This is a genomic window from Pseudomonas sp. 24 E 13 (assembly GCF_900004715.1).
Classification (GTDB): Bacteria; Pseudomonadota; Gammaproteobacteria; order Pseudomonadales; family Pseudomonadaceae; genus Aquipseudomonas; species Aquipseudomonas orientalis_A.
Map to the genome: position 1 here is coordinate 12,825 of NZ_CVTO01000140.1, position 23,303 is coordinate 36,127.

Genomic DNA, 23,303 nt, shown 5'->3' on the forward strand with positions numbered 1-23,303 from the left:
ACCTGTTTGCCATGACGTACCGGATCAACGAATTTCAGTTTCAATTGCCGGCGGGCGAGCTGCAGGACGCGACGATCAATATCCTCAAGTTTCCTGAATTGGGGACTTCATTGATCGTCAGCCGCAGCCTGCTGGCCGAAGGCGAAACCCTGCACAGCAACTTCAATGACCAACTCCGGCGCCTGGAAAAACAGGTGCAGGATTTGCGCTATCAACCCGGTGTGGACGTGCGTTTGGGCACCTCCCAAGAGGTGGAAGGCATTGAGCTGCGCAGCCAGTTCAACAAGGGCAACGACAAGGTGTTCCAGTACCAGTTGGCGCTGGTGCTGCCGGGAACGCGCAAGATGCTCGCCTTGAGTTACGTGAAGGCGGACAAGCTTGGGGAGGCCGAGGCCGCGCACTGGGCATTGATCAAAAACTCACTGTCGTTCGACGCTATTTCTTGATGAGCGGCCTGTATGTCTGACGCGTTATGGGCAGCCCGGATGGGCGATGCGCTGACCCACACCTCCATGATGGCCGATATCCTCGGCGGTGTGCTGGAGGTGGCGGCCAACGTGGCGATTACTGCGCTGGCGACCGCCGCTGTCGCAGCGGCTGTGGGGGTGACGATTGCTACTGCCGGTATCGGCGGCTGCATCCTCGGCGCTGTGGTGGGCATCGTCGTCGGCATGGCCATGAGCAAGACGGGGGCCGACAAGGGCCTCAGTAAGATGTGCGAGAGTTTCGCCAATGCGCTGTTTCCGCCAGTAGTGGAAGCCACCATTGCAGTCGGTTCGACCGACACCTTCGTCAACAGCATTCCGGCTGCGCGGGCCGCGGGTGCAATTCCCTCCCATGTCGCGCCCGCCGGGACCGAGCTGGAACCCGACGAACCCGAACCTGATGTCGAAACTGCGCCAGAGCCTGGCTTCCTCGACATGGCCGAGGGATTTTTCTCTCAACTGTGGCGCCCTACCGTTGCGTCGCCAGCACCCGGTGTCGTGCCGCTGCCCACCGACCTGGTCCTATGCGCCCGCCACCCGCCAATGCCCCCGCAGCTCCTTGCCGAGGGCTCCGATAAAGTCACCATCAACGGCCAACCCGCCGTACGCAGCGGCGACCGCAGCATGTGCGATGCGACGGTGGTTTCTTCAGGCCTGATTTCATCAAACGTCACAATTGGTGGCGGTACGGTAGTGGTGCAGGAGATTCGCAGCGGGAAGACGCCCGGTGTGGGACTGGCGATTGAAGCTCTAATGATGCTCAAGGGCGCGAAGGGGAAAACGCTGAGTAATTTGCCGTGCATGTTGCTCAGTGGCGTGGGGTCTTACGCGGTGAGCCAAGCCATGGGCGCGATGGCAAACGCTGCGATGGGGTCGCCCAACCCCGTGCATGCGGCAACAGGCGCTAAAGTTCTGGGCAGCGATTTCGACTTGGACTTTTCCTTGCCTGGATTGTTACCGATTGACTGGCAGCGCTTCTACAACAGCCGCGACGTTCGCCGCGATGGGCTGTTCGGTGCAGGCTGGAGCGTGCCTTATGAAGTCGCCGTGCAGATACTGTCTCACCCGGATGGCGGGGAAGAGCTGATCTATACCGATGAGCAGGGCCGTCGTATCAACCTGGGCTCAGTGGCGCTGGGTAGTGCGATGTTCAGCCCGGGCGAAGGTTTGAGCATTCGGCGTCACCGTAACGGGCAGCTATTGATTGAAAGCGACAACGGCCTGTATCGGCTATTTGACATATCCCCCGGCGACGCTTCGTCGCTGCGCCTGAGCCAATTGGGTGACCGCAACGACAATCGAATCTATCTGGACTATGACGCAGCGGGTCAACTGGTGGCGCTGCGCGACACATTTGATCTGGTCCGAGTCGAGTTGATTCGCGAGCAAGGCCGTGTGGATCGGATTGAGCGGCTGTATCCCGATCATCGTCGGGAAGTCTTGGTCAGCTATGGCTACGACGAAGCCGGCGACCTGGCAGAAGTACGTGACGCTACGGATCAGGTCCAACGGCGCTTCGCATACGACGCCGGACGTCGCATGGTGGAGCATCAACTGCCTACCGGGCTGCGCTGCTTCTATGAATGGGGCTTGATTGAAGGCGTCGAGTGGCGTGTGACGGGTCACTGGACCAATGAAGGCGATCGCTATCATTTCGACTATGACCTGAACGTAGGAACGACACGTATCACCGACGGCTTACAGCGGGTAAGCACACGCGTTTGGAATACCCAGTATCAGGTTACCCAGTACACCGATAATCTGGGGCAAGCCTGGCTCTTTGAATGGAACGACGAACGCCAACTGCTCAGCGCAACAGACCCGCAAGGCGGACGCTATGAATACTGCTATGACGAATCTGGCAATTTAATCAGCGAAATGGACCCTCTGGGTCGGCGCGACACAACCCTTTGGCTTGATCATTGGGCATTGCCGTTAGTCGAGACCGACGCCGCCGGCAACAGCTGGAAATTCCTGTATGACCCGCGAGGCAACTGTATCCGTGAGACCGACCCTCTCGGCAACATCACACGCTATCAGTACGACACTCACGGTCAGCCTATTGAAATCATCGATGCCACCGGCAAACGTAAAAAACTCCGCTGGAACCAGGCAGGGCAACTGATTGAGCACGTCGATTGCTCAGGCTCGCCCACACGGTTCATTTATGATGCACGCGGACATTTGCAGGCTATGTCTGACGCACTGGGAGAGCGAACTGAATTCAAGCACGACACACAGGGCAGACTGATTGGGGTCCAACTGCCTGACGGTCGCGAAGAACACTATCAGCGCGATGCCAGCGGACAACTGGTCGGATACACGGATCCCGCCGGCCACAGCACCTTTTACCAATACACACGACGCGGTCAGGTACGGCAACGCACTGATGCCCACGGTCGTAACGTGCAGTTTGGATACGACGCTTATGGCCGTCTTCTGTCTCTGACCAACGAGAATGGCGAAAGCTATCGATTTTCATGGGATGCAGGCGATCGCCTGACCGAGCAACAGGATCTGGATGGCAGTGCCAAACGCTATGAACACGATTGCCTGGATAATGTCATCCAGTTTGAAAGCGTTCCTTCACCTTACGGCAGCGGGATCGGGCTAGTACCGGAAATAGCTGCCAAACCCATTGTTCATCGCCTCAAACGCGATGCAATGGGGCGGTTGAGCGCCAAGACAACCGATGATGGCCACACCCAATACACGTACGACATGTTGGACCAACTGACTGGCGTCCACTTTATGGACACGAGCGGCCAGTCACAGACACTAGCATTCTCGTACGACGCTCTCGGGCAGATGCTGGAAGAACAGAACCAAGCGGGTTTGTTGCAACATCACTACGATGAATTGGGGAACCTGATCCAAAGCAAACTGCCCGACGGGCGCTGGATCAATCGTCTTTATTATGGCAGCGGCCATCTGCATCAAATTAACCTCAATGGCCAGGTCATCTGCGATTTCGAGCGCGACCGGCTGCACCGCGAAGTACTGCGCACACAGGGTCAGATCAGTACCCAGAGCAACTACGATCGCTCAGGACGCCTGCGTGCACGGCAACGCCGAAAGTCCAGCCCGGGTGCGATGGGAGCGACATCGTTACAAAAGCAGTTCGAATACGACGCGGCAGATAATCTGATCACTAAGTTAGACCGGCACCCTTCGAACCAAGCTCGCCAGTTGCTGCACTACGATGCCACCGCCCGGATTATTGCCAGCCAAGACAGCGGAATGGGGCAGAACGAAACCTTTTCCTATGACGCCGCCGCCAATTTATTGGATGGGCCTCCAGCCGGTAGCGGACGGATTGTGCATAACCGTCTGCTGACTTACCAAGACAAACGTTATCGCTATGACGGCTTTGGCCGAATGGTCGAAAAGCGAAGCGGTCATCGTGGTGTACAGCACATGCGTTATGACGCTGAGCATCGTCTGATCGAAGTACGGAACCAGAACGGCAATGTGGTCCGCATGACCTACGACCCACTGGGTCGACGCATTGAGAAAAACGAGACGAGCAGCGGCGGTTACTTACTCGGGTCAACACACTTCAGTTGGGATGGCTTACGGCTCCTGCAAGAACACCGAAACAACCAGACCAGCCTCTATCTGTATGAAGAGGACGGTTATGAGCCATTAGCCAAGGTAGACGGCATAGGCGCTCAGCAAAAAATCCGGTACTACCATAACGATTTCAATGGCCTCCCTCTTGAGCTCACTGAAGCCGACGGCCAAACACTGTGGCAGGCTTCCTATCGAGTATGGGGAAACACCATACGGGAAACCCGTGAACCGTCTTACATTGAGGAGCAAAACCTTAGATTCCAAGGCCAGTACCTGGATAGAGAAACCGGGCTTCATTTCAATACCTTCCGGTTTTATGACCCGGATATCGGCCGCTTCACGACACCGGATCCTATCGGGCTACTGGGTGGGCTCAATTTGTACGCCTACGGTCCCAACCCGATCAACTGGATAGATCCACTAGGATTGTCCTGCACAAGCAAAAAACCTACAGCAGCCAGTCTGTCGGATAAGGATTTCGTCAAAAAAATTGCCAGCAAGGCGGAAAAATGGGGCGTTAAAAACAAACATGGTGCTGCAGGTACTGGTCCGGTCCAAGGCAGTAAAAAGCACACCTACGCCGACAAATTGCTAAACCGCTATCAGCGTATGACCGGTCAAAAGACTCACTTGGCGGTGGAGAAATCCTACTTGAAAGGCGTCGAGGTCCCGAAAGGAACCGCCGGCAGCGCGCGGCCAGATGTCTACAACAAAAATACCGGGGAAGTACTGGATTACAAGTTCACGAAAAACCCGAACGGGCCGATTAGCAGTCGACAACAAACCAACAATAATAATAACCTCCCGATAAAACCACCTTCACAGACAGCGATACACCCCTGAGACACCTTATGAAAAAAATGACGACCGCTGAAAAAAAGGCAATCACCCAAGACTGGAAAGAAGTGATGGGGACTTATGAAATATATAAACCCCTTCACTTACTAAAGCGTAACGGTCCTCTGTTGACCGGCATTTACCTCAAGCCCGTTTATGGTGAGGAACACTATGTCCCGGTATTCCACACGCACTCATTGATGACGTCGTTCCCAGTGGTCTCGCTGGTCGCGCCAACATCACTATTAAACAGTAAGGGTGTTGAGGAATCGATAAGTCCTTTGCGCCACTCAAACAAGTTCGAAGCACTTGTTGAGTGTTTTCGATCGCAATGTCCTACTGCGTTCCTCGATACAATTGCATGCACTACGCTGGACTCTATTTATCAAACTACTGTAGCCGGTAGAGATAATTTTCCAGTACAGGCCATGACCGACAACATATTGTTATTGGCTTGGTGCGAGAAGAGTGCAATGGCCCACGAACGCATCGAGCATTACAAGTCAATCCTTCAAGGATGGCCGGAAGGTGTGACTCAACGCGTAGGCGGAGCAGCAGGATGGGAGCGTGAAGTCAAAACGCTGATGGCCCCGGAAAATCTTGAAAACTCCGTTGCACAAGAATTAAAGAAGTTCAAACTGAGTCATTTCCCGGATCACTCGCTTGTGTGTGATTAATCAGCGAGCCCCCACAAAAAATGGGCACCCAATCCAGTTGGCGTGCCCATTCCTCTTACCGCCCCGCCTCCTTTCGAGACGGTACCGCCATCACGGATTGACGCTGTCTTTAAGCGATTTACCCGGCTTGAACGCCACGGTATTACTGGCCTTGATCTTCACCGGCTCACCGGTCTGCGGGTTTTTGCCGGTGCGGGCGCCGCGGTGGCGTTGCAGGAAAGTGCCGAAGCCGACCAGGGTGACGCTGTCCTTGCGGTGCAGGGCGCCGGTGATTTCTTCGAGAACGGCGTTGAGGACGCGGTTGGCCTGTTCCTTGGTGAGATCGGCCTTTTCAGCGATGGCGGCGGCGAGTTCTGGTTTACGCATATGTGAAGCCTCTTTGACGGTTTTTTGTTGTTATGTCCGTGCTGCTCTCTGGTGGAGCAGCGCCAAGGCGCCGCAGGCTCTACTCTGCGGCAGACGGGAGTGAGGATGGCATGCCCTCGCACGCTCCGCCAGCCTCGCCGCGACCTTTCTATGGGTAAGAAGAGGCTGATTCCGACAGAACGACCGACATTTACGCCAGCAGCGGCGGAAGTTCCTTATTCAATGCCAGTTTTTCCATGACGGCGGTGCCGGTCAGCGCGTAGCCCAGCAGGCGACCGCTGGCGTCGCGGCACAGGGCCTTGATGTCGGCGCCCTCGCCTTCGACGCTCCATACGCCTTCGCTACCACGTGGAGGCGGTGAAACCACCAGCGGGCAGACCGGGGTCTTCACGGTGATCGGCATCGGCCCGTAGCTCACGGCGGTCGCGTTGCCGGCCAGGGTCTGGGCCAGGGCGCGGGCGCAGGTCATCAGGGGCATGACGTACAGCAGGTTCAAGCCATCGACCTCGGCACAGTCGCCCAGGGCGTAGATATTGGCGTGGGAGGTCTTGAGGTGGCGGTCCACCAGGATGCCACGGTTGATCTGCAGGCCGGCCGCCGCCGCCAGGTCTGTGCGCGGGCGCAGGCCGATGGCGGAGACCACCAGGTCGCACTGGATCACTTCGCCGTCCGACAGATGGGCTTCGAGTCCATCGGCGTTGCGTTGCAGACGATTGAGTACCGGCCCCAGGTGGAAGCGCGCGCCAATGCCTTCCAGCCCGGCCTGCACCGCAGCCGCGGCCGCCGGATGCAGCAGGGTCGGCATGACTTGCTCGCACGGCGCGACCAGGTCGACTTCATAGCCGCCAAGGATCAGGTCGTTGGCAAATTCGCAGCCGATCAGGCCGGCGCCGAGCAACAGCACGCGGCGTTTGCCGGCAGCGGCGGCGCGAAAGCGCGCATAGTCTTCAAGATCGTTGATCGGGAAAATCAGCTCGGCGGCGTCACCCTCGACCGGAACACGCACGGTCTCGGCGCCCCAGGCGAGGATCAGGTCGCGGTAGGTCACCGACTCCTCGCCGATCCACAAGCGCTTGTGGCCCGGGTCAATGCCGCTGATACGGGTGTGGGTGCGTACCTGGGCCTTGAGTTGCTCGGCCATGGCGCCAGGTTCGGCCATGCTCAGGCCATCGGCTTCCTTGTTCTTGCCAAAACCGGTGGAGAGCATGGGCTTGGAGTAGGAGCGCCCGTCATCCGCGGTGATCAGCAGCAATGGGGTGTCGCTGTCGAGCTTGCGAAACTCCCGGGCCACGTTGTAACCGGCCAATCCTGTGCCGATGATCACGACAGGTGAGTTCATTCCTTTCTCCTTGTAGTAAGTTTCGTAAACTTCAAATTAGCCGATTTCGATCATTTCGAAATCCATTTTGCCTACGCCGCAGTCCGGGCACAGCCAGTCTTCCGGGACGTCCTGCCACAGGGTGCCCGGAGCGATTCCGTCATCCGGCCAGCCATCTTTTTCGTCATAGATCAGGCCACAGACGATACATTGCCACTTTTTCATTACGTACTTCCTCAGGGTCCAGGCATCTTGGCCGACGGTCGATAGACCAGCGCTGCCGCTCGGCTCAGGGCGTTTGTACTGATCGCAGCCGGCAGATGCAAGTAGGATTGGCTTAAACGGCGGGTTCAGCCCGGCAAAAGTTCAGGACGCCATGGTAAGCTCGCCGCCTCTTTTGCTGCCAATATTGACTTGCCGTGCCGCACTCAATCGCCCCTTCCGATGCTTGCCGATGGCTGCCCCAGAGCCTTCTGAGCCCGATGCCTGCGCCCTTGACCCTCGATTGGCTGTTCGATGAAGGCTCGCTGACGCGGCGGCTGACTGGGCTGTCCGCCGGCAATTTCAGCGTGACGCCGCTGCTCGAGGGCTGGCAACCGTTGCGCGACGATGAATGCGCGGCGCTGGCCCTGCCGCCTGCCACTGTCGGCTGGGTACGCGAGGTGTATTTGCGCGGGCATGGCCAACCCTGGGTGTTTGCCCGCAGTGTCGCGTCACGCGGCGCCTTGCAGGGCGACGGCTTGCATATGGATGAGCTGGGCAGTCGGTCGCTGGGCGAGTTGTTGTTCTGCGACCGCGCCTTTACCCGTCAGCCGATCGAGGTGTGCCATTACCCGGCACATTGGCTACCCGCTGCGGATCAGGCCGACGGGCTGTGGGCGCGCCGCTCGCGCTTCGATCGCGGGGCGCTGAGCGTGCTGGTGGCGGAAGTCTTCCTGCCGAGTGTGTGGCAGGTGCTGCATGACCATCCGGAGAACCGCTGATGTACCAACGTGTGCTCAAATCCTTGAATCGCCTGAACCCCAGGGCCTGGGATTTCATTCAACTGACGCGCATGGACAAGCCCATCGGTATCTACCTGCTGCTGTGGCCGACGCTATGGGCGCTGTGGATCGCCGGCAAGGGCTCGCCGTCGCTGCTCAATATCGTGATTTTCGTGCTGGGAGTGGTACTGACCCGTGCCGGTGGCTGCGTGATCAACGACTGGGCCGACCGCAAGGTCGACGGGCATGTGAAGCGCACCGAGCAACGTCCGCTGGTCAGCGGCAAGATCAGTTCGAAAGAGGCGCTGGTGTTTTTTGCGCTGCTGATGGGTATCAGTTTCCTGCTGGTGCTGCTGACCAACGCCAGCACTATCCTGCTGTCCCTTGGCGGGCTGGCGCTGGCGGCAAGCTATCCGTTCATGAAGCGTTACACCTATTACCCGCAGGTGGTGCTGGGCGCGGCGTTCTCCTGGGGCATGCCGATGGCGTTCACGGCCGAAACCGGGCATCTGCCGGCCGAGGCGTGGCTGCTGTACATCGCCAACCTGTTGTGGACAGTGGGTTACGACACCTATTACGCGATGACCGACCGCGACGACGACTTGAGGATCGGCGTGAAATCCACCGCGATCCTGTTCGGTGATGCTGACCGTGTGATCATTCTCACCCTGCAGGGCCTGGCGCTGGTGTGCCTGTTGCTCGCCGGGGCTCGGTTCGAGCTGGGCGGCTGGTTTCACTTGGGGCTGCTGGCGGCGGCAGGCTGTTTTGCCTGGGAGTTCTGGTACACCCGGGACCGGGACCGCATGAAGTGCTTCAAGGCGTTTTTGCACAACCACTGGGCCGGGTTGGCGATTTTTGTGGGGATTGTGGTGGATTACGCGGTTCGCTGAGAGGGTTGCGGTGGCTGTAGCGACGCCATCGGGGGCAAGCCCCCTCCCACATTTTAAGGTGTTCACCCATCAACTGTGGGAGGGGGCTTGCCCCCGATGATTTCAGCAGCGCCGCGCAGTCAAGGCTTGATGATATGCCAAGCCCCACCCTTGCCATCCCCGGTCTTGTCACCGGCTTTCTTGTCATCCTTGTAGGTGTAGACCGGCTTGCCTTTGTAGGCCCATTGACTGGTCTGATCGTCGCGAGTAATCACTGTCCAGTCGCCAGCCTTGGTATCCGTAGACTCCGCCTTCAGCGGCGGCCAGTTGGTCGCGCACTGGTCCTTGCACGCAGACTTGCCGTCGGCGTCCTTGTCGAAGGTGTAGAGCGTCAGGCCTTTGTGATCCACCAGCATCCCGTCTTTCGTCATCGCAGGTTCTGCGGCAAACGCCAGGCCCGGCAGCGTCAACGCGGCCGTTACCAGCAGGGCTTTCCAGGAAATCGTGCTGTAAGTCATCGGAACCTTCCTTTTGTGGTTGTCAGGATTCGGACCCAAAGGGTAGTCCAGAGTGCCGTGAATTGCCCAAGGGACTAAATTACTGTCACACGACTGCAATAATTCCGTTATCTAATGCGGCGCAAGACAGTTAAATGACAAAGAGGATTTTTGAGCATGGTTGGCAGGAGCATTCTGATTGTTGACGACGAAGCGCCCATTCGCGAGATGATCGCCGTTGCGTTGGAAATGGCCGGCTACGACTGCCTGGAGGCGGAGAACTCCCAGCAGGCCCATGCCATTATCGTCGACCGCAAGCCGGATCTGATCCTGCTCGACTGGATGCTGCCCGGCACTTCCGGTATCGAGCTGGCCCGGCGCCTCAAGCGTGACGAGCTGACCGGGGATATCCCGATCATCATGCTCACCGCCAAGGGCGAAGAGGACAACAAGATCCAGGGCCTGGAAGTCGGCGCCGATGACTACATCACCAAGCCTTTCTCCCCGCGAGAGCTGGTAGCGCGCCTCAAGGCCGTGCTGCGCCGAGCCGGCCCGACCGACGGCGAAGCCCCCATCGAAGTCGACGGCCTGATCCTGGACCCGATCAGCCACCGCGTGACCATCGACGGCAAGCCGGCTGAGATGGGCCCGACCGAATACCGTCTGTTGCAGTTTTTCATGACCCACCAGGAACGCGCCTACACCCGCGGCCAACTGCTGGACCAGGTGTGGGGCGGCAATGTGTACGTGGAGGAGCGCACCGTGGACGTGCATATCCGCCGTCTGCGCAAAGCCTTGGGCGATGCCTATGAGAATCTGGTACAAACCGTGCGCGGCACGGGCTACCGGTTTTCTACCAAGGGCTGAGCCAGCTGGTTGTAGACTCAAGAGCCTGACTTAACAGCTGACAAGGACGCATGTTCAAGTGAACCAAAACTGGCATGGCACCCTGATTCGCCACATGCTCCTGCTCGTCACCGGTTGCCTGCTGGTCGGGTTGATCAGTGGTTATTACGGCTGGAGCCTGGCCATCGGCATCGCGCTGTACCTGGGCTGGACCCTCAAGCAACTGCTGCGCCTGCATGAATGGCTGCGCCAGCACAAACCCGACGAAGCACCGCCCGACGGCTACGGCCTGTGGGGCGAAGTGTTCGACAGCATTTACCACTTGCAGCGCCGCGACCAACGGGTGCGCGGGCGCCTGCAGGCGGTGATCGACCGGGTACAGGAGTCCACCGCCGCGCTCAAGGACGCGGTGATCATGCTCGACAGCGACGGCAACCTGGAATGGTGGAACCGCGCCGCCGAGACCCTGCTGGGCCTCAAGACGCCCCAGGACAGCGGCCAGCCGGTGACCAACCTGGTGCGCCACCCGCGCTTCAAGGAATACTTCGAGCAGGACAACTACGAAGAGGCCCTGGAAATCCCCTCGCCCACCAACGATCGCGTGCGCATCCAGCTGTACCTGACGCGCTACGGCAACAATGAGCACTTGATGCTGGTGCGCGACGTGACCCGCATCCATCAGCTGGAACAGATGCGCAAGGACTTCGTCGCCAACGTCTCCCACGAGCTGCGCACGCCGTTGACGGTGATCTGCGGCTACCTGGAGACGCTGCTGGACAATGTCGACGAGATCAACCCGCGTTGGAGCCGCGCCCTGCAGCAGATGCAGCAGCAAGGCTCGCGCATGCAAACCCTGCTCAATGACTTGCTGCTGCTGGCCAAGCTTGAGGCCACAGACTACCCCTCCGATAACCACCCGGTGGCGGTGCAAAGCCTGTTGAAAACCATCAAGAACGACGCCCAGGCGCTCTCCGGCGAACGCGGCCAGCAGATCACGCTGGACGCCGACCCGACGGTGCTGCTCAAGGGCAGTGAAGGCGAGCTGCGCAGTGCGTTCTCCAATTTGGTGTTCAACGCGGTGAAGTACACCCAGGACAAGGGCAACATCCGCATCCGCTGGTGGGCCGACGAACAGGGCGCACACCTGAGCGTGCAGGACTCCGGCATCGGTATCGACGCCAAGCATCTGCCACGCCTGACCGAACGCTTCTACCGCGTCGATTCCAGCCGCAACTCCAATACCGGCGGCACCGGGCTGGGCCTGGCGATCGTCAAGCATGTGCTGCTGCGCCATCGGGCACGCCTGGAGATCAGCAGCGTGCTGGGGCATGGCAGTACCTTTACCTGCCACTTTCCGCCGGCGCAGGTGACGCGGTCGCAGCTCGTCGGGAATGACGAATAACTCAGCCACGGCACTAATTTGAATGTGGGAGGGGGCTCGCTCCCGATAGCGGTGTATCAGTAGCAGATGTGTTGACTGACACCCTGCTATCGGGGGCAAGCCCCCTCCCACATTTGGACCTGCAGTGTCTTGGAGGGCGTATTCCAGGCCCCGCCCGGCAGCAGCCACTAGGCAAGCGCCCCGTCAGCCGCTACATTGGCCGACTTGCGCCTGCCTTTCAGGCCCGCTTTCCCCCTATTGAACATACGGAACCTGCAAAACCCCATCATGGACCCTTCCCCTGGCATCACCCTCGCGACACTTTTCGCCGATTTCGGCATGATTCTTTTTGCACTGGTCCTGGTACTGCTCAACGGCTTCTTCGTTGCCGCGGAATTTGCCATGGTCAAACTGCGCTCGACCCGGGTCGAGGCCATCGCCCACACCAACGGCTGGCGCGGGCAGATCCTGCGCACCGTGCACAGCCAGCTCGACGCCTACCTGTCGGCCTGCCAGCTGGGTATCACCCTCGCCTCCCTGGGCCTGGGCTGGGTCGGTGAACCGGCGTTTGCGCACATCCTCGAGCCGTTGCTGGGCGCGGTAGGCGTCGAGTCGCCGGAGGTGATCAAGGGCGTGTCGTTCTTTGCCGCCTTCTTCGTGATTTCCTACCTGCACATTGTGGTCGGCGAGCTGGCCCCCAAATCCTGGGCCATCCGCAAACCCGAATTGCTGTCGCTGTGGACCGCCGTGCCGCTGTACCTGTTCTACTGGGCGATGTACCCGGCGATCTACCTGCTCAACGCCAGCGCCAACGCAATCCTGCGCATCGCCGGCCAAGGCGAGCCCGGCCCGCATCACGAACACCATTACAGCCGCGAAGAGCTCAAGCTGATCCTGCACTCCAGCCGTGGCCAGGACCCGAGCGACCAAGGCATGCGCGTACTCGCCTCCGCCGTGGAAATGGGCGAACTGGAAGTGGTGGACTGGGCCAACTCCCGGGAAGACCTGGTCACCCTGGATTTCAACGCCCCACTCAAGGAAATCCTGGCGCTGTTCCGTCGCCACAAATTCAGCCGTTACCCGGTGTATGACGCCGTGCGCAACGAGTTCGTGGGCCTGTTGCATATCAAGGACCTGCTGCTGGAACTGGCGGCCCTGGACCATATCCCCGAGTCGTTCAACCTGGCCGAACTGACCCGCCCGCTGGAGCGCGTTTCGCGGCACATGCCTTTGTCGCAGTTGCTCGAGCAGTTCCGCAAAGGCGGTGCGCACTTCGCCCTGGTGGAGGAAGCCGATGGCAAGATCATTGGCTACCTGACCATGGAAGACGTGCTGGAAGTGCTGGTCGGCGATATCCAGGATGAACACCGCAAGGCCGAACGCGGCATCCTCGCCTACCAGCCGGGCAAGCTGCTGGTGCGTGGCGACACGCCGCTGTTCAAGGTCGAACGCCTGCTCGGCATCGACCTGGACCACATCGAGGCCGAAACCCTGGCGGGCCTGATCTACGACACCTTGAAACGGGTGCCGGAAGAGGAAGAAGTGCTGGAGGTTGAAGGCTTGCGGATCATCATCAAGAAGATGAAAGGGCCGAAGATCGTGCTGGCCAAGGTGCTGATGCTGGATTGACTACCAATGTGGGAGGGGGCAAGCCCCCTCCCACATTGGTCAGGCGGTGCTCTGTAGATCACGCACCCGGCACAAAGTGCTTCTGCGCGGTGCCACGGGCGATCAGGCGGGAGATGTAGTCCAGCTTCTGCGCATCCTGGTCGATAAACCGGAAGGTCAGTTGCAGCCAGTCGCTGTCGGGCCTGGGCTCGTAGGCAACGATGGCGTGCAGGTAGCCATTGAGGCGTGCCACTTCAGCGTTCTCGCCCTGTTCGAGGTCGAGCACGGCGCTTTCCAGGACCTGGGGCAGGACCTCACCGCGACGCACCACCAACAACGCCTCCTTGATGCTCAGCGCCTTGATCACGCATTGCTGGGTGCCGCTGGACAGGCGCAACTGGCCCTGGCCACGGCCGCTGGCGGGCGATGCGGCCGGGACAGCGGCAACAGGCGCGCTGTTGAGCAGGCCTTTATTCGGGGCAGCCGCCACCGGCGCCGACTTGACCGCTTCGGGCTTGCCACCGGTCAGTGCGCTCAGGGAGTCGTTGCCGAACGCCGAGCTCATCTTGGTCGGCGCGCTGGCGATCAACGCGTCGAGGCGGCCGATCTTGTGCAGGGCCTGCTTGACCTTGTTCAGCAACTGTTCGTTGGTGAATGGCTTGCTGACGTAACCGGACACGCCGGCCTGGATGGCCTGCACCACGTTTTCCTTGTCACCCCGGCTGGTCACCATCACGAACGGCATGGCCTTCAGGTGGGCTTGCTCGCGGCACCAGGTCAACAGCTCAAGCCCGGACATCTCCGGCATTTCCCAGTCGCACAGCACCAGGTCGAAGGTCTCGCGCATCAGAATGGATTGCGCCTTCTTGCCGTTCACCGCATCTTCGATCTTGATCCCCGGGAAGTAGTTGCGCAGGCACTTCTTCACCAGGTCGCGAATAAACGAGGCGTCATCCACCACCAACACACTGACTTTACTCATCGACCCTTCATCCTATAAAACCTTGGCTGGCAGCACGCCCATGATGGCATTTTGCCAAAACTCTGCAGTCACGTTAGGACTTATTACGCCCCGTCCGCAATCAGTTCCGCTCGCCACAAACGAAAACGCCCGACCAATGGCCGGGCGTTAATTTCTCGGGCAACCTTACTTATCGTCAGATTCGCCCGGAACATTAGGGATAAGATCAGCGCTGCCTTCAACTTCGGCTTTCATGCGCTTGAGGCCCATGTGCCGAACGTCGGTGCCGCGTACCAGGTAAATCACCAATTCCGAGATATTGCGCGCGTGGTCGCCGATGCGCTCCAGCGAGCGCAGCACCCAGATGATGCTCAAGACGCGCGAGATAGAGCGCGGGTCTTCCATCATGTAGGTGGCCAGCTCACGCAAGGCGGTCTTGTATTCGCGATCGATGACTTTGTCGTACTGGGCCACCGACAGCGCCAGGTCCGCATCGAACCGCGCAAACGCGTCGAGGGCATCGCGCACCATGTTGCGCACCTGGTCGCCGATGTGGCGCACTTCCACGTACCCACGCGGCGCTTCGCCTTCTTCGCACAGCTGGATGGCGCGGCGGGCGATTTTGGTGGCTTCGTCGCCGATACGCTCGAGGTCGATCACCGACTTGGAGATGCTGATGATCAAACGCAGGTCGGAAGCCGCGGGCTGGCGGCGGGCCAGGATGCGCAGGCATTCCTCATCGATGTTGCGTTCCATCTGATTGATCTGGTCATCGATCTCACGCACCTGCTGGGCCAGGCCCGAATCGGCCTCGATCAGCGCGGTGACCGCATCGTTGACTTGCTTCTCCACCAGGCCGCCCATCGCCAGGAGGTGGCTGCGCACTTCCTCGAGCTCGGCGTTGAACTGCGCGGAGATGTGGTGGGTAAGGCCTTCTTTGCTAATCATGTTGGCGTCCTTGGAGCGTCCGGTAAGGTGCGGAGAACCGCAGCGTCAGTGCAATCAGAACCACGGCTTCCTAGCCGTAGCGACCGGTGATGTAGTCTTCGGTCTGCTTTTTCGCCGGATTGGTGAACAGGGTATCGGTATCGCCGAACTCCACCAGCTTGCCCATGTACATGAATGCGGTGTAATCGGACACCCGCGCGGCCTGCTGCATGTTGTGGGTCACGATGACGATGGTGAACTTGGACTTGAGTTCGTAGATCAGCTCTTCGACCTTGAGCGTGGAGATCGGGTCGAGGGCCGAGCACGGTTCGTCGAGCAGCAGCACTTCAGGCTCCACGGCGATGGTACGGGCGATGACCAGACGCTGTTGCTGACCACCGGACAAACCAAGGGCCGACTCGTGCAGGCGATCCTTGACCTCGTCCCACAGCGCTGCGCCCTTGAGCGCCCACTCGACCGCTTCGTCGAGGATGCGTTTTTTGTTGATGCCCTGGATGCGCAGGCCGTAGACCACGTTTTCATAGATGGTCTTGGGGAACGGGTTGGGCTTCTGGAACACCATGCCCACGCGGCGACGCAACTCGGCCACGTCTTCGCCCTTGCGGTAGATGTTGGTGCCGTAGAGGTTGATGGCACCTTCCACGCGGCAACCGTCCACCAGGTCGTTCATGCGGTTGAACGTGCGCAGCAACGTGGACTTGCCGCAGCCGGACGGGCCGATGAAGGCGGTCACGCGCTGCTTGGGGATGTTCATGCTGACGTCGAACAGCGCCTGCTTGTCGCCGTAGTAGAGACTCAGGCCCGGCACTTCGATGGCCACGGTTTCCTGGGCCAGGCTCAGGCTTTGCTTGTCGCGTCCCAGGGCCGACATGTTGATGCCGTGGGAATGGGTTTCGTGTTGCATGGGATGCTCCCTGTGCTACCAATTCATTTCAGTGAGCCGCGGCGAAAGGCCTGCGGTTACATCATTCTTCTGTAGGAGCGAGCTTGCTCGCGAAGCTCGTTAACGATAACGCGGGGCGCCTGAATGAACGCGGTGCCCTTGCGTTTCTCGCGAGCAAGCTCGCTCCTACTGGGTTATCAGCTGTCCAGCGCTTTGTATTTCTCGCGCAGGTGGTTACGAATCCACACCGCCGACAGGTTGAGCGTGGCGATCACCATCACCAGCAGCAGGGCGGTGGCGTAGACCAGCGGTCGCGCCGCTTCGACGTTGGGGCTCTGGAAGCCGACGTCATAGATATGGAAGCCCAGGTGCATGATCTTCTGGTCTAGGTGAAGGTACGGGTAGTTGCCGTCCAGCGGCAGCGACGGGGCCAGCTTCACCACGCCGACCAGCATCAACGGCGCCACTTCACCGGCGGCACGGGCCACGGCGAGGATCATGCCGGTCATCATCGCCGGGCTGGCCATCGGCAGCACGATCTTCCACAGCGTTTCCGCCTTGGTCGCGCCGAGCGCCAGGGACCCTTCGCGCACGGTGCGAGGAATCCGCGCCAGGCCTTCTTCGGTGGCCACGATCACCACCGGCACCGCCAGCAATGCCAGGGTCAGCGAGGCCCAGAGCAGCCCCGGCGTGCCGAAGGTCGGCGCCGGCAGGGCTTCGGCGAAGAACAGCCGGTCCACCGAGCCACCCAGTACGTACACGAAAAAGCCCAGGCCAAACACGCCGTAGACGATGGCCGGCACGCCCGCCAGGTTGTTGACCGCGATGCGGATGATCCGCGTCAGGGTGTTCTGCTTGGCGTACTCACGCAAGTACACCGCCGCCAGCACGCCGAACGGCGTGACGATCATCGCCATGATCAGGGTCATCATCACGGTGCCGAAGATAGCCGGGAAGATCCCGCCTTCGGTGTTGGCTTCCCGTGGGTCGTCGCTCAAGAACTCCCAGACCTTGCTGAAGTAGAAGCCGATCTTGGTCAGGGTGCCCATGGCGTTCGGCTGGTAGGCGTGCACCACCTTGCCGATACCTATTTCGATTTCCTTGCCGTTGCCGTCCCGGGCCGTCAGCGCGTCGCGGTTGAATTGGGCGTGCAGGTCGGCCAGGCGCGCTTCGATGTCCTGGTAGCGGGCATTCAGTTCGGCGCGGTCGGCGTCCATGTCAGCCTGGGCGGCGGCGTCAAGCTTGCCTTCCAGCTCCAGCTTGCGACCGTGCAGGCGAACGCGCTCCAGCCCGGCGTTGATCGCGCCGATATCGGTTTTTTCCAGGCTCTTGAGCTGGGCGGCGAGCTTGTTGACGCGCTCCACACGGGCTTGCAACTCCGGCCACGCGGCCTCGCCTTCGGCGATGATCTTGCCATCCTGCTTGACGTTGACCAGGGTGCCGTAGAAGTTGCCCCATTCACGCCGCTCGATGGTCATCAACTGCACCGGCCTGGTCTGGTCCTTCAACCATTCGCCGACGATCCAGGTGAAGTCATTGCCGTTCAAGTCGCGGTTGCCGACCTTGATCAGCTCGCGGGTCATGAACTCCGGGCCCTCGTCGGGCACCGGCAGGCCGGCGCTTTTCAGGCGCTCGCGCGGCACTTCTTCCTTCTGCACCACTTCGCCGATGACGATATGGTTGGCCTGGCCCGGTACGCTGTAGTTGGCCTGGATCAGGTCGGCCGGCCAGAAATGGCCCAGACCGCGCACCGCAATCACCGCCAGCAAACCAATGGTCATGATGACCGCGATGGACACTGCGCCACCGCTGATCCAGACGCCGGGGGCGCCGCTCTTGAACCATCCATTCAGGGAGTTCTGTTTCACAGACTTCTACCTTTCTTAAAGCGACGAGTATTTCTTGCGCAGACGCTGACGGATCAGCTCGGCGAGGGTATTCATGATGAACGTGAACAGCAGCAGCACCAGCGCCGAGAGGAACAGCACGCGGTAGTGACTGCCGCCCACTTCCGACTCGGGCATTTCCACTGCGACGTTGGCCGCCAGGGTGCGCAGGCCTTCGAACAGGTTCATCTCCATCACCGGCGTGTTACCGGTGGCCATCAGCACGATCATGGTCTCGCCCACGGCGCGGCCCATGCCGATCATCAGCGCGGAGAAGATGCCCGGGCTGGCAGTCAGGATCACTACGCGGGTCATGGTCTGCCAGGGCGTGGCACCGAGGGCCAGGGAGCCCAGGGTCAGGCCGCGCGGCACACTGAACACGGCGTCTTCGGCGATGGAGTAGATGTTCGGGATGACCGCAAAACCCATGGCCAGGCCGACCACCAGGGCGTTGCGCTGGTCGTAGGTGATGCCCAGGTCATGGGAAATCCACATGCGCATGTCGCCGCCGAAGAACCAGGTCTCCAGATACGGGCTCATGTACAGCGACAGCCAGCCCACGAACAGGATCACCGGGATCAGGATCGCGCTTTCCCAGCCATCCGGCACCCGCAGGCGGATCGACTCAGGCAAACGGCTGAACACAAAGCCGGCTACCAGGATGCCAATCGGCAACAGCATCAGCAGGCTGAAAATCCCCGGCAGATGCCCTTCCACATAAGGCGCCAGGAACAGGCCGGCGAAGAAGCCGAGGATCACCGTGGGCATCGCTTCCATCAATTCGATCACCGGCTTGACCTTGCGGCGCAGGCTCGGGGCCATGAAGTAAGCGGTGTAGATCGCGGCGGCTACAGCCAGCGGTGCGGCGAGCAGCATCGCGTAGAACGCGGCTTTCAACGTACCGAAAGTCAGCGGCGCCAGGCTCATCTTGGGTTCGAAGTCGGTGTTGGCGGCGGTCGATTGCCAGACGTACTTGGGCTCGTCGTAGTTCTCGTACCAGACCTTGCTCCACAGCGCGCTCCACGACACTTCCGGGTGCGGGTTGTCGAGCAGCAACGGTTGCAGCTTGCCACCGGCTTCGACGATGACGCGGTTGGCCCGTGGCGACAGGCCGAACACGCCTTGGCCGTCAACCACTGGATCGACCAGCAAGGTACGGTGCGCGGTGCTATGGAACACGCCGAACTGGCCGAAAGCGTCGAGGGCGGTGAAGCCTTTGCGACGCTCTTCGGCGGTAATTTCCACGATGGGCGCAGTGCCCATCTGGAAGGTACGGATCTGCTTGAGGCGTTGCTCGCCGTCCGGATCGCGGGCCATGAACCACTGGGCCAATCCGCCCTTGGAGTTACCGATGATCAGCGAGATGCCGCCCACCAGCTGGGTGCTGGCGGTGACTTCGGCATTGCCGTCTTCCAGCAGCTTGTAGCGACCGTTGAGACTCTTGTCGCGCAGGCTGAACACATCGGCCAGGGCGCGACCGTTGATCACATACAACCATTGCTGGCGCGGGTCGATGAAGATCGCCTTCACCGGCTCGGTCATTTGCGGCAGTTCGACACGTTTCTGCTCGCTGGTGACTTCGCCGGTCATCATGTTTTCTTCGCGACTCAGGGTCAGCACGTTCAAGTGCGAACCGGCCGAGCCTGCAACCACCAGCGACGAATCCGTGGCATTGAGGGCGACGTGCTCCAACGGGCGGCCGGTATCGTCGAGCACGATAGGCGTTTCACCGTAGGGGTACTCAATCGCAGGCGTGATGGTTTTCTTGCCGTCCGGGTATGACACCTTATAGGTGTGACGGAACACCAGGGACTGGCCATTGGACAAGCCGAGGATCACCAGCGGGCTGCCCGGCTGGTCTTCACCAATCGACGCTACGCTCGCGCCTGCCGGCAGCGCTAGGTCGACACGCTTGAGTTCGGCACCGGTAGTGACATCGAAGAACAGCGCCTGGCCCTTGTCGGAAACCCGCATGGCGACCTGGTTCTGTTCTTCCAGAGAAATCATCAGCGGCTTGCCGGCGTCCTGGATCCAGGCCGGTGTGAGCGCTTCTTCCTTGGTCAGCGAAGCACCCTGGAACAACGGCGCAACCACGTAGGCGAGGAAGAAGAAAATCAGGGTGATTGCGCCGAGAACGGCGAGGCCGCCGACCAGCACATACCAACGAGTCAAACGGTCTTTGAGCGCGCGAATGCGGCGCTTGCGTTGCAGCTCAGGCGTATTGAAATCAATGCGCTTGGGGGGAGAAGTTGTCGTCATGGTGGAATTGGCCAGATCATTCATGCGCACACCCTAGCGATCCTGTATGACAGAAAGATGACAATGCAGTGACGCAGGAAATCCGCCGCGAAGCATAGCTGGCAGCGGACTTGAAATTAGGAGTTTCTGTAGGAGCGAGCTTGCTCGCGAAAGGCGACAGGGCGCCGCGTTGATTCAGAAACGGCGCGTTATCGTTGACGATCTTCGCGAGCAAGCTCGCTCCTACAGAAAGGCTGGTTTTACCCAGCCCAGCTACTTAGTTGCCTTCTTTCAGACCCAGGTCAGCCAGGGCCTTGGCGGCAACTTTTGCTGGCAGCGGGATGTAACCGTCTTTCACGACAACTTCCTGGCCCTGTTTGGACAGCACCAGTTTCACGAACTCGGCTTCCAGCGGTGCCAGAGGCTTGTTCGGAGCTTTGTTGACGTAAACGTAGAGGAAACGCGACAGCGGGTATTTGCCGTTCAGGGCGTTTTCTTCGCTGTCCTCGATGAACTCAGTGCTGCCTTTCTTGGCCAGGGCCACGGTTTTCACGCTGGCGGTCTTGTAGCCGATGCCCGAGTAACCGATGCCGTTCAGCGAGGAGCTGATCGACTGCACGACCGAGGCCGAGCCAGGTTGTTCGTTCACGTTAGGCTTGTAGTCGCCTTTGCACAGGGCTTCTTCCTTGAAGTAGCCGTAGGTGCCGGATACCGAGTTACGGCCGAACAGTTGAACCGGCTTGTTGGCCAGGTCGCCGGTCACGCCCAGGTCACCCCAGGTTTTCACGTCGGCTTTAGCGCCGCACAAGCGCGTCGAGGAGAAGATCGCGTCGACCTGTTCCATGGTCAGGTGCTGGATCGGGTTGTCCTTGTGCACGAATACCGCCAGTGCATCCACAGCTACCGGGATTGCGGTTGGCTTGTAGCCGTACTTCTGCTCGAAGGCCGCCAGTTCGGTGTCCTTCATCTTGCGGCTCATCGGGCCCAGGTTGGAGGTGCCTTCAGTCAGCGCAGGTGGCGCGGTGGCAGAGCCGGCCGCTTGAATCTGGATGTTGACGTTCGGGTATTCCTTTTTATAACCCTCGGCCCACAAGGTCATCAGGTTTGCCAGGGTATCGGAACCGACGCTGGACAGGTTGCCCGACACACCAGTGGTCTTGACGTAAGCCGGGATCGCCGGGTCAACGCCAGCAGCCACCGCGTTGGCGGTCGCGACGCCAGCAGCGACAAATGTCATTGCCGCCATCAAACGTTTCAGTTTCATGCCTTGCTCCTAGCAGATAGGGATAGTTGGATCGGGGCCAAGTATCGAGAGGCCGTGTGAACACTCTATGTCTGCAATGTGACAGTTAGATGAAAGGCCACTATCGAAAGCGAAGGCTTGACGCTCGTTCCCACGCTCTGCGTGGGAATGCATCCCGTGACGCTCCGCGTCACCCAGCGCAGGGCTCGCGTCTTGCGGCGGCGGGACGCAGAGCGTCCCAGGCGGCATTCCCACGCGGGAGCGTGGGAACGATCAAGCTCAGCGGGAACGCTTCCACAGATACCCGCCCACCACCATCCCCATCACACACAGGGCGGCGACATAGTAGGACGGGCCCATCGGGCTTTCCTTCATCAGCAGTGACACCGCCAATGGCGTCAGCCCGCCAAACACGGCGTAGGCCACGTTGTAGGAGAACGACAGGCCGCTGAAACGCACCACCGGTGGGAAGGCTTTAACCATCACGTAGGGCACCACACCGATGGTGCCGACAAACAGGCCGGTCAAGGCGTACAGCGGGAACAGCCAGTCCGGGTGGGCCATGAGGCTGTGGTACAGCGTCCAGGAAGTGGCCAGCAACAACGCGCAACCGGTGACCAGCACACGCCCGGCACCAAAACGGTCGGCCAGGGCACCCGAGGCAATGCAACCCAGGCTCAGGGTCACGATAGCCAGGCTGTTGGCCTGCAACGCAACCGTGGGGCTGAAGTGGTAGACGGTCTGCAGCACGGTCGGGGTCATCAGGATGACCACCACGACGCCGGCCGACAGCAGCCAGGTCAGCAGCATCGACAGCACGATGGCGCCACGGTGGTCACGCAGTACCGCGCGCAACGGCAGTTCGGCGGCCAGGGTCTTGCGTTGCTGCATCTCGGCGAAGATCGGCGTTTCATGCAGCCAGCGGCGCAGGTACACCGACAGCAGGCCGAAGACACCGCCGAGCAGGAAGGGGATCCGCCAGGCGTAATCGGAGACCTGCTCCGGGGTATAGGCCGTATTAATCGCGGTGGCTACCAGCGAGCCCAGCAAAATACCGGCGGTGAGGCCGCTGGTGAGTGTGCCGCAGGCGTAGCCGATGTGACGTGGCGGGACGTGTTCGGAGACGAATACCCAGGCGCCCGGTACCTCGCCGCCAATCGCCGCGCCCTGGATCACGCGCATCAACAGCAGCAGGAGCGGTGCCCACAGGCCGATCTGCGCGTAGGTCGGCAGCAGCCCCATGATCAAGGTCGGCACGGCCATCATGAAGATGCTCAGGGTGAACATTTTCTTGCGGCCCAGCAGGTCGCCGAAGTGCGCCATGATGATGCCGCCCAGCGGGCGAGCCAGGTAGCCGGCGGCGAAGATGCCGAAGGTCTGCATCATGCGCAGCCATTCGGGCATGTCGACGGGGAAGAACAGTTTCCCGACCACGGTGGCGAAAAATACGAAAATGATGAAGTCGTAGAATTCCAGCGCCCCGCCCAAGGCAGACAGCGACAGGGTTTTGTAGTCGTTGCGGGTCAGCGGGCGCGACGGTTGCGCACTGCTTGCGGGCACGGAGGACATGGCAAGGCTTCTCTTATAGTAATCAGCGTAAAGGACTGCACGCCCGTGACTTGCGGCGGGTCTGGCAAGATAGCAAATCGCCTGAAAAAGCACAGCGCTATGAAAACAGTTGCGCGCAAAAGCCCCGATACAGCG

General features: G+C 60.2%; 19 protein-coding genes. 8 read left to right on the top strand and 11 right to left on the bottom strand.

Annotated features, from left to right (window positions below; all coding sequences use genetic code 11):
- Positions 1-11: 11 nt before the first annotated feature.
- The 3 genes from BFP90_RS18715 to BFP90_RS18725 are packed head-to-tail and all read left to right on the top strand — an operon-like array spanning position 12 to position 5,572.
- Positions 12-446, top strand: coding sequence for a DcrB-related protein (locus tag BFP90_RS18715; RefSeq protein WP_065892305.1), 435 nt, complete (start codon positions 12-14; stop codon positions 444-446).
- 12 nt (positions 447-458) lie between these two features.
- Entirely contained in the window at positions 459-4,901 is a 4,443-nt protein-coding gene (locus BFP90_RS18720) for an RHS repeat-associated core domain-containing protein (protein ID WP_083203274.1), read from the top strand.
- Between the two features lie 8 nt (positions 4,902-4,909).
- Positions 4,910-5,572: a hypothetical protein gene (locus BFP90_RS18725; RefSeq protein WP_065897684.1), complete on the top strand. Its 663-nt coding sequence runs from the start codon at positions 4,910-4,912 to the stop codon at positions 5,570-5,572.
- A gap of 90 nt (positions 5,573-5,662) precedes the next feature.
- Here the strand turns inward: BFP90_RS18725 and BFP90_RS18730 are convergent, their stop codons facing one another.
- From BFP90_RS18730 to BFP90_RS18740, 3 genes are all read right to left on the bottom strand, one after another.
- A complete protein-coding gene (locus tag BFP90_RS18730; protein WP_003213368.1) occupies positions 5,663-5,938 on the bottom strand; it encodes an HU family DNA-binding protein in 276 nt (91 codons plus the stop codon).
- Between the two features lie 190 nt (positions 5,939-6,128).
- Entirely contained in the window at positions 6,129-7,277 is a 1,149-nt protein-coding gene (locus BFP90_RS18735) for an NAD(P)/FAD-dependent oxidoreductase (protein ID WP_065897685.1), read from the bottom strand.
- Between the two features lie 36 nt (positions 7,278-7,313).
- Positions 7,314-7,481: a rubredoxin gene (locus tag BFP90_RS18740; RefSeq protein WP_017476746.1), complete on the bottom strand. Its 168-nt coding sequence runs from the start codon at positions 7,479-7,481 to the stop codon at positions 7,314-7,316.
- Between the two features lie 194 nt (positions 7,482-7,675).
- Here BFP90_RS18740 and BFP90_RS18745 point away from each other — a divergent pair, with 194 nt between their 5' ends.
- Positions 7,676-8,239 (top strand): chorismate--pyruvate lyase family protein, encoded by a 564-nt coding sequence (locus BFP90_RS18745; RefSeq protein ID WP_065892302.1) that lies wholly within the window; start codon positions 7,676-7,678, stop codon positions 8,237-8,239.
- A complete protein-coding gene (gene ubiA / locus BFP90_RS18750) occupies positions 8,239-9,129 on the top strand; it encodes a 4-hydroxybenzoate octaprenyltransferase (RefSeq protein WP_065883776.1) in 891 nt (296 codons plus the stop codon). The genes BFP90_RS18745 and ubiA overlap by 1 nt, the downstream gene beginning before the upstream one ends.
- A gap of 119 nt (positions 9,130-9,248) precedes the next feature.
- Here the strand turns inward: ubiA and BFP90_RS18755 are convergent, their stop codons facing one another.
- The gene (locus BFP90_RS18755; RefSeq protein WP_065883778.1) at positions 9,249-9,626 is read right to left on the bottom strand and encodes a COG4315 family predicted lipoprotein; all 378 of its coding nucleotides are present in this window, start codon (positions 9,624-9,626) and stop codon (positions 9,249-9,251) included.
- 156 nt (positions 9,627-9,782) lie between these two features.
- Here BFP90_RS18755 and phoB point away from each other — a divergent pair, with 156 nt between their 5' ends.
- The 3 genes from phoB to BFP90_RS18770 all read left to right on the top strand — a co-directional run bounded on the left by phoB (position 9,783) and on the right by BFP90_RS18770 (position 13,461).
- Positions 9,783-10,472 carry a phosphate regulon transcriptional regulator PhoB gene (gene phoB, locus BFP90_RS18760; protein WP_003195617.1) on the top strand — a complete coding sequence of 230 codons (690 nt, stop codon included), beginning with the start codon at positions 9,783-9,785 and terminating at the stop codon, positions 10,470-10,472.
- A gap of 94 nt (positions 10,473-10,566) precedes the next feature.
- Positions 10,567-11,853 (top strand): phosphate regulon sensor histidine kinase PhoR, encoded by a 1,287-nt coding sequence (gene phoR, locus BFP90_RS18765; protein WP_237140443.1) that lies wholly within the window; start codon positions 10,567-10,569, stop codon positions 11,851-11,853.
- Positions 11,854-12,120: 267 nt separating this feature from the next.
- A complete protein-coding gene (locus BFP90_RS18770) occupies positions 12,121-13,461 on the top strand; it encodes a hemolysin family protein (protein ID WP_065893029.1) in 1,341 nt (446 codons plus the stop codon).
- 58 nt (positions 13,462-13,519) lie between these two features.
- On the opposite strand, the gene BFP90_RS18775 is transcribed toward BFP90_RS18770, so the two are convergent.
- The 7 genes from BFP90_RS18775 to BFP90_RS18805 all read right to left on the bottom strand — a co-directional run bounded on the left by BFP90_RS18775 (position 13,520) and on the right by BFP90_RS18805 (position 23,168).
- Complete coding sequence (locus BFP90_RS18775; protein ID WP_065893028.1) at positions 13,520-14,422, bottom strand: response regulator; 903 nt, start codon at positions 14,420-14,422, stop codon at positions 13,520-13,522.
- A 165-nt stretch (positions 14,423-14,587) separates the two neighbouring features.
- Complete coding sequence (phoU, locus tag BFP90_RS18780) at positions 14,588-15,349, bottom strand: phosphate signaling complex protein PhoU (protein ID WP_057726096.1); 762 nt, start codon at positions 15,347-15,349, stop codon at positions 14,588-14,590.
- Positions 15,350-15,419: 70 nt separating this feature from the next.
- Positions 15,420-16,253, bottom strand: a complete 834-nt coding sequence (gene pstB / locus BFP90_RS18785; protein WP_065883786.1) for a phosphate ABC transporter ATP-binding protein PstB — start codon at positions 16,251-16,253, stop codon at positions 15,420-15,422.
- A gap of 176 nt (positions 16,254-16,429) precedes the next feature.
- Entirely contained in the window at positions 16,430-18,100 is a 1,671-nt protein-coding gene (gene pstA, locus BFP90_RS18790) for a phosphate ABC transporter permease PstA (RefSeq protein ID WP_065893027.1), read from the bottom strand.
- A gap of 15 nt (positions 18,101-18,115) precedes the next feature.
- Entirely contained in the window at positions 18,116-20,149 is a 2,034-nt protein-coding gene (locus BFP90_RS18795; protein WP_176718054.1) for an ABC transporter permease subunit, read from the bottom strand.
- Positions 20,150-20,633: 484 nt separating this feature from the next.
- On the bottom strand, positions 20,634-21,620 hold the full coding sequence (locus tag BFP90_RS18800) for a phosphate ABC transporter substrate-binding protein PstS (protein WP_065883793.1): 987 nt from the start codon (positions 21,618-21,620) through the stop codon (positions 20,634-20,636).
- A 258-nt stretch (positions 21,621-21,878) separates the two neighbouring features.
- The gene (locus tag BFP90_RS18805) at positions 21,879-23,168 is read right to left on the bottom strand and encodes an MFS transporter (RefSeq protein WP_065893025.1); all 1,290 of its coding nucleotides are present in this window, start codon (positions 23,166-23,168) and stop codon (positions 21,879-21,881) included.
- Between the last annotated feature and the right edge of the window lie 135 nt (positions 23,169-23,303).